Raw genomic sequence first — 13,383 nt, 5'->3', positions numbered from 1 at the left:
CTACCGTCAACGGTCGCTATTTAGAAGGGTACCAACGTTCGATTAAATCTTGCGAACGCTTTAATTCATCCTTCCATGTGTCACCACCCACAACCGTTGGCTTCAACATAATAATCAATTCAGTTTTCTTTTTAGATTTAGTGCGACTGGTGAAGGCTTCGCCCAGAAAAGGAATATCACCTAATAAAGGTACTTTAGACACTGTTTCAATATTTTCGCTCTTCATCAAGCCACCAATCACCACTACATCACCAGAAGCGGCGCGGATAACGGTATCCGATTCACGGATCTCACTTTGTGCTAACGGTAATTCTAAGGTTGAATCACTGATTTTAATTTCTTTGGTTTGTGAGGTCACGTCAATCACCGAAGGATGGACATGCAATATTACGTTGCCATATTCATCAATCTGCGGGGTTACATCTAAGGCAATGCCTGAGAAAAATGGTGTCAGCTCAACCTGCGGCGTCGTTACCGGAGTGGTACCCGCTACGGTCGTTGAAGATACATCGGTGACAAAGTATTCGTCATTGCCGACTTTAATAACCGCTTTTTGATTATTAGAAGCGGTAACACGAGGGCTTGAAAGTACATCAACATCACCTTGGGTATCTAACAAGTTAATAATGGTACTGAAATCACTTCCGGTGAAATTAATCGAGGTTACACCGCCAATTGCAGACGTAATCGCATTACTTAACCCTTGTCCTGCTGAGGTACTGAAATCAACATTGGTACTGCCAGCATGACCTAAGACATTTTCCCACTGAATACCTTGCTGGTAACCATCGGATAAGGTCACTTCAATAATTTTCGCTTCCAAAATCACTTGGCGCTGTAGATGGCTTTCGGCTATTTGTAAGAAACTTCGAATTTGACGTAACTCATCAGGGAAAGCTCGAACGGTAACAAGCCCTGCTTGAGGGGTTACCACAACCTGTCGCCCGCCACCTGTTTCACCCATTATTGACATTAATGTGGCTTGTAATTCACCCCAAAAATCGGTCTTGGTCGTTGAACGAATAAACGTACCATTGGTATTGTCACTGCTGTTCGAATTTCCATTGCTACTGTTACTATTTGAACTATTACTACTGTTACTAGTGCTGCTATTGCTACTGCCATTGCTTGAATTATTGTTTTGGTCTGAAATGCGTCCTGAGCTAACGGAGGTTAATGACAACCCCTCACGTTGCATGTAAATATAATTCAAAGGGAAAGTTTCGGTTCGCATACCCGACGGAAACACACGTAAAATACGACCTTCTCGATTCACTTCGTAACCATAAATGTCTTCAACAACTTGAATGGCTTCTGACAAGGTTACCGCTTTTAAAGATAATGAAATTTTACCTTGTACATCAGGATGTACCGCGACACTCAATGGGGTGTCTTTTACTAAGCTGGGGAAAAAAACTCTGGCATCAACTTCATTGGCTGATACATCAAAACGACGCTCGGCGGGCAATGCTCTTGCTGATTGGCTCAACACATTATTACCATTAAGCTCACGCTGAACATCTTCAGGCATTGCCGCTGGAGGTGGCGTAATGGCTTGACTCGCCTCAGCTTGCTGCCTTGACTCATTCAAGGCCGCTTTCGCTGTTTGTGGGTCGGGTCTATCTGTCGTTTGGCAAGCAACTAAGCACAGCGACATCAGAGGAGTAACATATCTAATCACATTCATTTTTATTCTTATCCTATCGCTCTGTTATCGACTGAAATAGCTGAAGTTTTCTTCCATCTGACAAGGTAACATAGTCCTTGTTAATCTTTGATACTCGTAATCCACTACCGCTAATAGCATCACCTACCGAAAGAATAATATTATTAATAACCGCATAAGTATTCTGGCCGTTAACAATACTGTTTAACACCAAAGATTGATTATCAGCTTTGGCCTGCACAGCAACAAAGCCCTGCCCTGGTAAAGTTGGATCACGTAATGTTTGCGCGTTAGCAGCCGACATTAATAGCATCATTAGGCTGGATGCATACGCCATAGCATTAATCTTGTTTCGCAACACTGATAAAGTCCTTATTCACACTAAGTGTGTAAAGTTCTAATTCAACTAACGCATCGGGATGAGATTCAACACGGTAATCTAAACGCTTCCAATACAATTTATCGGGCATACTTTCCACCGCTTTAATAAACGCTAAAATAGAAAAGTAATCGCCTTGTAACGTCAACTTAATACCATGGCTGTAAAGATTAACTTTACTACCATCACCCACTTGCAATAAGGCTTTGGGCGCAATAGAGGCAAACGACATGAGCGAGACGCCTTTCACATTACCCAGCAAGTTGGCTAATACTGTCGGCATATAATCCGCGGGAACCATATCAACCATTTGGTTGCTGAGGTCAGCATCAATCAATTGCATTTGCTCAGTAATCAACTGTAATCGTTGTTGATAATCTTGATTGGGATCGAGCTGTAAACGCTCTTCATAAAGCGCCACTTGTTGTAATGAAATCGAATTTTCTTGTTCGAGTCCCTTTAGCTGATTCTGAACACTTTGCTGTTGCTTCCACAATGACTCTAATGGCATAAACAGCAACATCCCAATGACAACGAATAAGGCTAACGTAATCAATATCCGCTCTCGTGGACTTAGCTCATTAAATTTTGACGACCACACCAGCCATTGTTGCTTCATTGTGCAAACTCCTTAGCAACGGGCTGGCTTATCAATTTAAACGCCAACGGCTGTGCTTCACCGCGATCCATTGTCATCGCTGAAAATGCATAACCCTTTAACGTTGAAGTGGTTTTTAATTTATCTATCCACAGTGGAATACTTTGAGGATTACGACCATAACCTTCAAACTCAATTCGCTGAGCGCTAGTGTTTTGTTGCTCAATAGTAATATGACTCAACCACACATTGCTATCAGCCACAGCAGCCAAGTCGGTCAACATTGGCGAGTAACCTTGGCTTATCATGGTCTTGCGCTGACTTAGTTCATCTTTTAGTAGTTTTTTAAGATCTAAACGTTGTTGCTCAAGTTCAACCTTTGCTACCAAATCGGCATTAGGTTTACGTAAAGCAATTTGTTGTTCTAGTTGTGTCTTTTGGTCAGTTAATCGACTTTTTGTGCTGCTTGCCTGTTGATTTAACTTTTGCAACTCATCGGTATGCCACAACCCTACAACATAAAGTACAGCGCAACCTCCGGTGAAAAAAGCCAATGCCAGCATCATTCTTGCAAAGGTTAGCCTTTGCTTTTTCGGCAACAAATCTGTGGTATATAAATTAACACTGGTTTTTATCACACTTCACCTCGAGCTAATTCTTGCAACGCTAACTGCGCGAGTAAATTCGATACGCCATCGTGAGTAACCGCGACCACTTTTTGATTAAAGTTAGCACTAACGAGATTGGCCAATGATGAACTATCACCTTCAACCAAAATACTAATTGACCCAACTGGAGCTTGACGTAATTGGCTTTCAAAATAATCCATAGAACGTTGGATTTCTAAACTGAGGTTATCGGCTAAGCCTTGCTTTAATTCTTCTAAAGTCGCTTTATCCAGGTGGTTAAATCCTCTAACGCGACGCTGCATTAACACTTCACCCGCTTTAACAACTAACAACAACAATTCTTGCTGCGGCAAGTGAGCGACTAACATATGTGCCATATTATCGTGTGCTAAGACATGGCTTAATGCCAATTCTTCAATACTGATCCCAACAATATCTAATCCATTGGCATCACAAGCACTGGCCAATTGCATTAAAAATTGACGACTACTGACCACCACATTCACTTTTGAACTGGCAATAAAACTGGATTCGAAATAATCTAGATGAATATTCGTAACGGGCTCGGACACCATGTCTTTAACAGACCAAATCAACGCTTGAGTCACTTCACTAGGCTCAACATTGGGTTTTTCAACTTGTAATAATTGATAATACTGCTGCGACAGCACTAATTGCACCCGAACTCGGCCAAACTGACTCTTTAATGCTTCAAAGGCTTGAGACCAATTGTTTTTTTGTACTAAAAACTGGCTGATAACAGGCGCTGATTGACCTTGCTGTGGCTTACATACCCACAGGGAATTTCCGGCGATAAATACACCTACATTACCCATCAATTGCGATGTCTGCCAAAAGGCTAGTTTACTCAAAAAACCATTGTCCATTGCGTGGCCCATATTCGCTAACATATTAATTATTTAAGATTACTGATGATAAATATATCAGTAAAAATGACATTTTTAAGCCAATGTACCAGCATATAACATCAACATGATTCGATTACGCTGTATTGTCGTTTCTCAGTATTATTGCTCAAATCTAAAACGATGAAGCTTTGTTACTGATACGTTAACGCTATAACTGCTCATTAATATAGCGCATATAGATTGAACATAGAGTGCAATCTATTGATAAACAAGATCTAACTTAAACAAACATAGCATTATATGACTTAAACTTCAGTTCTTTGCCCCAAAAAATCGCCTTGGGCTGCACTCACACCAAGAATTTTTAACGTTTGCCATTCTTCTAAACATTCAACGCCCTCTGCAATCACTTTCACTTCGGCTCTATAAAGGCCACCAATGAGACTACGTATAAATAATTGATTTTCTGAGCGTTGATCTACTCGGCGCACGATAGACCGATGTAATTTCACTAAATCAAAGTGATACTCCTGGATATAATGAGTACCCACAACTGATTGACCAACATTATCTACCGCCAATTTTGCACCCATCTTTCTCAACATATCGAGAGTTTTAACTACCAAAGTATTTTTCTGATTTTTGACAATAATATCTTCAGAAACTTCAAAAATAAGTCGCGCAGCTAAAGGACGATGCTCTAATAATGTAGATTGTAACCAACGAACAAATGCCCTACTGGTCAAACTATCAAGGCTTAAGTTAATGCTGTAAGTTGACTCATTATCAGACATTAACCTGAAGAGCACTTGTTCCAGCACTTGCCTCTCAACCTGTGGCATTAATCCACACTTGTTAGCCATGGGAATGAACAATGTCGCGCGAACATCATTACCTTTTAAATCACGGGCGCGGCTGAATATTTCATAGTGCATAATTTGATTATCACTATCAATAATAGCTTGCTGTAAGGTAAAAAATCGTTTGGACACCAATGCATTTTCAATAAAACTACGCCAACGCACAGACCCTTTAGCGATTTCCTCATCTAACGCGCCTTTATCGTACATAAACCAGTTATTAACACGTTGCAGTTGCGCAGCTCGAAGTGCCATTTCGGCTTCTTCAATAAGCTGAACTTGTAAATCGCCAGCGTTAAAAAAAGCACAGCCTAAGTGTAAAAAGTTATCGGGATTACCAATGCCATAAAAAGGTAATGCAAGGCAGGTTTTGAGTATTCGTTGCGCTAACTGGTCGGCTTCTGCCAGTGATAATTGTGGCACTATGATGACTAATTGTGAGTAACTGCGGCGAGCAAAAATACTGTCCTCGTATTGAACGAGTGCGGCTGTAATGGCTTCCGTTGTTAATGACAGCATTGCCTTAACGCCGCTTTCACCGTATTGGTCTTCCACTAAGTCAACATCATCAAACTCAATTAACATTAATACACCATGAGCAACCATTTTCTGATTATGGCTTAATCCGTCGAGACGATTTTGAAAGAATATCGGGTTGCCAATCTGAGTTTGTTTATCAAGAAAAGTGTCTTTACGAATAAATTGATCTAAGCGGCCACGTTCTTTATGAGCATCATCCAACTCGGCCAGCAATTTGCTGATCGCACGATTGATCATCCGTGGTTTGCCATTTGTCGGCATATCGGCAGCTTGCTTTAAATGTCCTTCTAAAATGAGTTTACTTCGTTGAGCAAGTTGTTCAATGCCATCTAGCTCTCTGGAGTACCATCCATAACCAAAACGGACAAAAATTCCGATGCTGATAAAACCAATAACCAGAATAATAAGCTCGTGCCAGCCAAGATCATGTAAAGAAAATGGCGGCGGCATAATTAATGTCATGGATAATTGGCCATGGCTTAATTCGCTCTTATAGAGCGTTAAACTACTTTTAACGATACCTGCTTGATCACGATGAAATTGATAAACTAATTGGTTGTCTTGCGACAGAGAGAATTCAACCGCTTTATAAGCGGTCAATAGAGGGGGTAACCAGGTAGAAAATTGACGACTACCGTGTTGTTGATAATCGTCGGCTAACATGGTTTCTAACTCAGCGACTTTTTGTTGCTGAAAAGTGTAGGTCAATTGGGTAAAGCCCATCACCGCACACAGTAAAAATACAAAAGCCACCGCAGCTAATGAAAGCAGCCAAAAACTGGTTAATTTTTTAGTAAGGATCTTGGTGAGTTTCATTTATCCGCTATCCTGCTGGATTTATTTATTTTATTAATGACTCCAATGTTATCCAGTATAACGATTGTGCTCTACAACTTCACTAATCGTTTTTAATCACGCTTATCTTAGGCCTATAAAAAAGGGGCAAAAGCCCCTTTTATTAACCTCATCAGGTTTATTATCCCTGTTAGGATGAATAAACCTGATTAGGTATGCTTGCTTTCTACACTTTGTATTCAGTCGGTAATGTGGTGATTTTTGCCACCCCTGAATCGATAGCCGCTTGCGATACTGCGCGAGCTACCAGCGGCAGTAATCTTGGGTCCATGGGTTTAGGCAACACATATTGCGAACCAAAACTCAATGATGACACGTTAGGATAAGCCGCTAACACCTCGGCTGGCACAGGCTCTTTAGCGAGGTTAGCAATAGCATATACAGCAGCTAGCTTCATTTCGTCGTTAATGACCGCAGCGCGAACATCGAGTGCGCCTCGAAAAATAAACGGGAAGCACAATACATTGTTCACTTGATTTGGATAGTCACTACGACCAGTACCCATAATTAAGTCTTTACGGATATTATGGGCTAATTCAGGCTCAATTTCAGGATCAGGATTTGAACAGGCAAAGATCACCGGGTTAGGTGCCATTAACGCAATATCATCGGCAGCCAATAAATTTGCACCCGACAACCCTAAAAATACATCGGCATCTTTAATCACATCTTGTAGGGTGCGTTTATCGGTATTGTTGGCAAATAACGCTTTATATTCATTGAGATCTTCACGGCGTGTATGAATCACCCCTTGCCTGTCTAGCATATAAACATTTTCACGCAATGCGCCACATTTAACGATCATAGTCATACACGCAATCGCAGCAGCACCGGCACCTAAACAAACAAATATTGCATCATCAATTTTTTTACCTTGAATTTCCAGAGCATTCAACATGCCTGCTGCAGTAACAATAGCAGTGCCGTGTTGATCGTCATGAAATACCGGAATATTGCATCGTTTAATCAGTTCTTGTTCAATTTCAAAACATTCAGGCGCCTTGATATCTTCTAAATTAATCCCGCCAAAGGTATCAGCAATAGATTCGACAGTATTAATAAAGTCTTCAGTTGTGCGGTGTTTCACTTCAATATCAATCGAATCAATATTCGCAAAACGTTTAAACAGAAGTGATTTGCCTTCCATAACCGGTTTTGACGCTAATGGTCCTAAATTGCCTAAACCTAAAATAGCGGTCCCGTTGGTAATCACCGCAACCGAATTACCTTTATTGGTATACCGATAGGCATTTTCAGGATTAGAAGCGATCTCTCTAACAGGCTCTGCCACACCAGGACTATAGGCCAACGCTAGATCGTGGCTTGATTGAGCCGGTTTTGTCAGGCAAACAGCGGTTTTACCTGGTACTGGGAATTCATGATAATCGAGAGCTTGTTGACGAATATCTGACATTTTATACATCCTGAAATGCGCTATCTATGAAGGAAAGTATGATCCATAGTTCACTTTAACCGTGAACTTGCAGGCCATCTAAAATTTTAATAACAATACGCTAATACAGGGATTATATACATCAAAAACTCAGTGATAGGAGGTGTTGTGAGTCAGAATAGAGGCTACGTTTTATAATTATAACTAATCGAACATGAATATATATAAATCAATAAGTTAAAAATGTAGGAAAATAACAAGATTTACGATAACAATCGGATATAGACGTCGATATTTGCAGTTTATTTTGTCTAAATAACAATAAAGCGAGGTTTGTGCTTTTTTGTATTGTTTACCACTAAAAAATTAGTTTTCGTTACAGCACAATACTGCTGTTGCCATATAAAAAACAAAAAAGGCGCCAAAGGCGCCTTATTCAAGTAAATTGCAATGCAATTACTTTTTACCAAGCATACCAAAACGCTTGTTGAACTTGTCAATACGACCACCAGTATCAACAACTTTCTGAGTACCAGTGTAGAATGGGTGACATGCACCACATACGTCCAAGTGTAGGTTTTTACCTGCAGTTGAGTTCACTTTGATGATGTTACCACAAGTACAAGTTGCAGTAATTTCAGCGTAATTTGGGTGAATACCTGTTTTCATTTTGGGCTACCTTAAATTGAAGGCCATGTCGCTCTCCCAACCCGAAGTTGAGCACCACATGCAGTTAATAACAATATGTTTTAGGCGCAAGATAATACAGTGTCTCTTATACACAAACAAGTAGAATTTCTAAGCGATACTACGATTGTCGATGTGTGCGCTCTAGAGTCTCATAGGTAATTTGTGCCTTAGATGAATTTTGATGTTGCTTTAACATCTCACTTGATGGGCACTGTAAACGGCTATCAGACATCAATAAGTAAATTTTACCATTGGCAAACGCATTAGGGTTTGCCTCATAAATCGCCAGCATTGCACCGTATACACTGATTTGCCATTGTCGATAATAACGATCGGCAACTCGCCATAACGTGTCTTGAGGAAATTTATCCATTAAACAGGTTTTATCTTGCCCATAAGTCGGTATCGATGACTTGGCTATATTATTGATTGGCAATGGCTGAGGCGATAATTTCGTTTCATGAATAGCGGCCAATAACGCATTACTTTCAGATTTTTTACTGTCCATATCATTCACTGAACCATTCATTGATACTGACTGAGTGGCGAGAACAGGCACAGGTAATGTTGGCGTTAATAGTCCTTGAGACTTACCGCGTTGACTGGCGACTAAATTGTCGAATGAGATCCTATCTACCGCGACATTTTGATAGCGCGAAAGCGTCTCCATTGATGGGCAGCGTAACGAGTGGCCTAATTGCAGTAGACTAATTTTATCTTGATAGAATGCAGAGGGATTTGTTTGATAAAGGGCAAGCATGGCGCCATAAATGTTTGAATTCCATTGCTTACGATAGCGAACCGCTATTTTCCATAAAGTATCATTCGGTAACTGATTGATCTGGCAATCATTCAAATTTTTTTGCGTTGTAACAACCTGAGGTATAACGCTGGCTTTACGACTTATAGGCGTAAGCATTGAAGTCGGTAATACCGAAGCTGACTTCATCGTTTTAATTGCTACTGGTTGGTATTGGCTCTGAACAATGGCTTGAGAGAATAAAGGTACCGGTGAGTATTGTAGCCATTTAGCATTACGGTATTCAGAAACAATGAGTGCCGCATCTTTATCGCGGATTTTTTCGGTACCACTTAATACAAAGACATCACGATCACGCTGTTCAACCTCAAGCTTTTCTAACACAATATTATCTTGATAAATTTGGCGTAAATAAAATGTCAGCCGCGATAAATCATGGTGATCGGTTATAACATTCACGGTGAATTGAGGAGATTGTCCGCTTTCAAATGGAATAGTATCAATACTGATATGACTGACTTGTGCAATCACAGTTGAAATACTATCAACCGCCAATAATGCTAATATTGCTAGCACCTTAAAGCTTTTCATTAAATCAATCCTTTCGATTATAAACCGCTTCAGCACAGCGTAAAACACGCTGTAAAACCATGATGTTAAATACACGTATACACTGACAAATAAAATGTTCACGCAAAGCTCATCAGGCTGTAATTTATTATTATTGTTTACTTTTTTAACCTTATCCTTGAGTTAAATCATAAGTATTAACACGGGCAACTATATAAACTAACATAAACAGCTGCAACTAATTACTGATAAACCAAAGTAAATACTCGATTTAGCACTACTTTTTATCACTAATTATGATCAGAAACCTTATTTAGCCGCATGCTTTGCTTCAATGACCTCAAAGACTTTCCTATCTACCGCTTTATTATTGTATTCAGCTAAAATAGCCTTCGATGGGCAATGCAACACAACATCTTTGAGTAATAAATGAATTTTCTGCTTGGAAAAAGCCACTAAGTTAGCCTCAAATATGGCTAACATCGCACCATAAACACTGGTATGCCATTGCTCTTTGTAACGGTTCGCAATACGCCATAATGTATCACTATTATCTCGCTCAATTACACAGATTGCCTGATGAGAGGATTCGGCTGTGGATGGTTCTGATAGTTCTGGTACTGATGATGCCTGCTCTAAACGCCTGTCATCTTGTTGATGTTTTTTGGATGCTTTCCCACTAATGGTGTCTTTTGCTACTGGCAGTACTCGAGACGTAACAACATTAGAGACTAAGGTGGCACTATTAACTGAGTACGGGGCATCAAATAAGGCCATTACTGCTAACGTAACCGCTCCTTTCGCAGTATCTTCGGTAACGATTAACTGTGCATTTACATCACTGATGATATCAGTACCCTTAAGCTGCAATAAAAAACGATTAATACTCTGCACTGCTAACTTCTGCTGCACAACCTTATTGCCAGCCAAGCTGTCATCCAACTGGCGAATATAAAAACCTAACCGCGACGCATCATCATTTTGTGCCACGATATTGATCTTTAATTGCGGAAGATTATTCAATTCAAATTGACGACTATTGATACTGACATGATTCACTTGAGCCATTGGCGTAGCAATATAGCCCAATAATCCAAATACTAGAATGATGACCTCAATAAGTCCTTTACGCATATATGTTGCCCTATCTCTTTGATGACACTTAGAGGTAAACTGATCCGCAATCCACTATCGAATTGAAAAATGATGAAGCCTTATGCCCGTGTTTGTTGAAGTCGCCTTACCCGTCCCGTTACGCAGAAACTTTAGTTATCGTGTAAAAGACGAACAACAAGCGGGATTACAAATCGGTCTTCGAGTCAAAGTCCCTTTTGGTCCTCAACAACTCATCGGCTTAATTACTGCTATTACTGACAGCTGTGACTTAGCACCGCAACAAATAAAACCAGTCACAGCTGTACTAGATGATGCCCCATTGTTACCTGATTCGCTATATAAATTAACCCTCTGGGCCGCCCGATATTACTTTACTACCCAAGGACAAATGCTCAGCCAAGCGCTGCCTGTCGCACTAAGAAAAGGCCTCGAAGCGGCGCCGCAAGCGGTGGTTGAATATCATTTGAGCCCCGAAGGACGCAATGCTGATTCTAGCGTATTAAAACGTGCCCCGGCACAGAAAAAGCTGCACGAGTTATTACTGGCAAACCCCATCAGCCAAGATGAGTTCACCACCCAACAATTAAGCAAAGCGGCATTAAAAGCATTAGAACAAAAACAATGGATTGAACGGCAACAAAAAGTACTCAGCCATGATTTAAGCTGGCGCCAACAGCTTATTATGAATGAGTCACCTCATAAGCTTAATAAACAACAAGCCGTTGCAGTTTCAGTACTCACTCAACAGCAAGGGTTTCATTGCACCTTATTAGAAGGGATCACAGGCTCTGGCAAAACCGAAGTCTACCTCACCTTGCTTGAGACAATTTTAAAACAAGGTAAACAAGCACTGATCCTCGTGCCTGAAATTGGCTTAACACCGCAAACCATTAATCGCTTCAAACGCCGTTTTGAAGTCAATGTTGCCGTGATCCATTCCGGATTAACCGATAATCAACGCCTAGAAGCTTGGCGTCAGGCTCGTGTCGGTGAAGCGGCAATTATTATTGGTACTCGCTCAGCACTCTTTACCCCAATGGCTTATCCAGGGTTAATTATTCTTGATGAAGAGCATGACAGCAGCTTTAAGCAACAGGAAGGTGTGCGTTATCACGCGCGTGACTTGGCAGTAATGCGTGGGCATCTTGAAGATATTCAAGTGGTATTAGGCTCCGCAACGCCATCATTAGAAACCTTACAAAATGCGCTATCTGGCCGCTATCATCACTTGGAACTGAGTGAACGCGCTGGTGCTGCGCAAAAGGTTAAGCAAGGTATTGTCGATATTACCTCGCAACCATTAAAAGCGGGCATGTCGACATCATTAATTAATGAAATGCGTATGCACCTTGATGCGGGTAATCAGGTACTGCTATTTCTAAACCGCCGCGGCTTTGCCCCGGCCTTGCTTTGTCATGAATGTGGTCATTTACATGAGTGCGACCGTTGCGATGCTTTTTTTACCGTCCATCAAGGTCTAAACGAGATTTGTTGTCATCACTGTGGCAATCAATACGCTATCCCGCGCCAATGTCATCAATGTGGTAGCACCATGCTAATGGGCCACGGTTTGGGGACAGAGCAGCTAGAACAAGAATTAATTAAACTGTTTCCCAAATATCCGGTTGTCCGCATTGACCGAGACACCACCAGACGTAAAGGCTCCCTTGAACAGCAGCTCAAAGGGATTTACATGGGTAAATATAAAATTTTGGTCGGCACACAGATGCTCGCCAAAGGACATCACTTTCCAGATGTTACCCTTGTTGGCTTATTGGACGTCGATGGCGCATTGTTCAGTGCAGATTTTCGCGCACCTGAACGTTTTGGGCAGCTATACACCCAAGTGTCTGGCCGTGCTGGCCGTGCAGACAAACCCGGTAAAGTGCTACTGCAAACCCATCAAAGTGATAACCCCATTTTACGTGATTTATTGAAACGCGGTTATGGTGAGTTCGCTCGTACTCAGCTGAAAGAGCGCCAACAGGCACTATTACCACCCGCTTGGCACATGGTATTAATTCGAGCAGAAGCACATTTAGCCGAAGATGCTGATGCGTTTCTCGCCCGCACCAGCGAGCTATTACCACAAGATAAAGACTTTGAAATTATTGGCCCAATTCCGGCGCCACTTGATCGTAAAGCTGGAAAATATCGACGCCAATTAATACTGCAAGCTAAAAGTCGTCAGCGCTTGCAAACCGAATTCGAACGCGTATTAGCACTCATTGAACAAATACCTGAAAGTAAGCGTTGCCGTTGGAGTATCGATCGTGATCCACAGGATTTAATGTAACACAGCGGCATTTTTACTAAGCCAACGGACCCTATATCTGTCATAAACTTCGCTTAGGTTGATAATCAGCATAAAAAAACCAATATTTCCGTTAAAGCAGATAGCAATCACCCCCCATAAACGGCTAAAATATGCGGTTCCGTCATGTCATTCATTTAACGA

Annotated in this window: 11 protein-coding genes; 1 reads left to right on the top strand and 10 read right to left on the bottom strand. The window is 41.1% G+C overall.

Annotated features, from left to right (window positions below; genetic code table 11):
• Positions 1 to 16 precede the first annotated feature (16 nt).
• The 10 genes from mshL to AAEY94_RS12320 form a co-directional block, all read right to left on the bottom strand.
• On the bottom strand, positions 17 to 1,687 hold the full coding sequence (gene mshL, locus AAEY94_RS12365; RefSeq protein ID WP_101087696.1) for a pilus (MSHA type) biogenesis protein MshL: 1,671 nt from the start codon (positions 1,685 to 1,687) through the stop codon (positions 17 to 19).
• Between the two features lie 13 nt (positions 1,688 to 1,700).
• Entirely contained in the window at positions 1,701 to 2,027 is a 327-nt protein-coding gene (locus AAEY94_RS12360; RefSeq protein WP_101087697.1) for an MSHA biogenesis protein MshK, read from the bottom strand.
• Positions 2,008 to 2,664 carry an MSHA biogenesis protein MshJ gene (locus AAEY94_RS12355; protein ID WP_101087698.1) on the bottom strand — a complete coding sequence of 219 codons (657 nt, stop codon included), beginning with the start codon at positions 2,662 to 2,664 and terminating at the stop codon, positions 2,008 to 2,010. Before AAEY94_RS12355 ends, AAEY94_RS12360 begins: the two co-directional genes overlap by 20 nt.
• Positions 2,661 to 3,281, bottom strand: coding sequence for a PilN family protein (locus tag AAEY94_RS12350; RefSeq protein ID WP_101087699.1), 621 nt, complete (start codon positions 3,279 to 3,281; stop codon positions 2,661 to 2,663). The genes AAEY94_RS12355 and AAEY94_RS12350 overlap by 4 nt, the downstream gene beginning before the upstream one ends.
• Positions 3,278 to 4,159, bottom strand: a complete 882-nt coding sequence (locus AAEY94_RS12345) for a protein-tyrosine phosphatase family protein (RefSeq protein ID WP_242445183.1) — start codon at positions 4,157 to 4,159, stop codon at positions 3,278 to 3,280. Before AAEY94_RS12345 ends, AAEY94_RS12350 begins: the two co-directional genes overlap by 4 nt.
• 287 nt (positions 4,160 to 4,446) lie before the next feature.
• On the bottom strand, positions 4,447 to 6,357 hold the full coding sequence (gene csrD, locus AAEY94_RS12340) for an RNase E specificity factor CsrD (RefSeq protein WP_350978982.1): 1,911 nt from the start codon (positions 6,355 to 6,357) through the stop codon (positions 4,447 to 4,449).
• A gap of 205 nt (positions 6,358 to 6,562) precedes the next feature.
• On the bottom strand, positions 6,563 to 7,810 hold the full coding sequence (locus tag AAEY94_RS12335) for a malic enzyme-like NAD(P)-binding protein (RefSeq protein ID WP_350978981.1): 1,248 nt from the start codon (positions 7,808 to 7,810) through the stop codon (positions 6,563 to 6,565).
• Positions 7,811 to 8,245: 435 nt separating this feature from the next.
• Positions 8,246 to 8,458 (bottom strand): 50S ribosomal protein L31, encoded by a 213-nt coding sequence (gene rpmE, locus AAEY94_RS12330; RefSeq protein ID WP_011639173.1) that lies wholly within the window; start codon positions 8,456 to 8,458, stop codon positions 8,246 to 8,248.
• A 139-nt stretch (positions 8,459 to 8,597) separates the two neighbouring features.
• On the bottom strand, positions 8,598 to 9,830 hold the full coding sequence (locus AAEY94_RS12325; RefSeq protein ID WP_335692182.1) for a FimV/HubP family polar landmark protein: 1,233 nt from the start codon (positions 9,828 to 9,830) through the stop codon (positions 8,598 to 8,600).
• Between the two features lie 288 nt (positions 9,831 to 10,118).
• On the bottom strand, positions 10,119 to 10,943 hold the full coding sequence (locus tag AAEY94_RS12320) for a FimV/HubP family polar landmark protein (protein ID WP_350978980.1): 825 nt from the start codon (positions 10,941 to 10,943) through the stop codon (positions 10,119 to 10,121).
• Between the two features lie 82 nt (positions 10,944 to 11,025).
• On the opposite strand from AAEY94_RS12320, the gene priA reads away from it, so the two are divergent.
• Positions 11,026 to 13,221, top strand: a complete 2,196-nt coding sequence (priA, locus tag AAEY94_RS12315) for a primosomal protein N' (protein ID WP_350978979.1) — start codon at positions 11,026 to 11,028, stop codon at positions 13,219 to 13,221.
• Positions 13,222 to 13,383: the final 162 nt, after the last annotated feature.

The organism is Shewanella sp. AC34-MNA-CIBAN-0136, from assembly GCF_040309945.1.
Taxonomy (GTDB): Bacteria; Pseudomonadota; Gammaproteobacteria; order Enterobacterales; family Shewanellaceae; genus Shewanella.
Note: the sequence above shows the minus strand (reverse complement) of the source record. Positions and strands in the feature narration are given on the sequence as shown.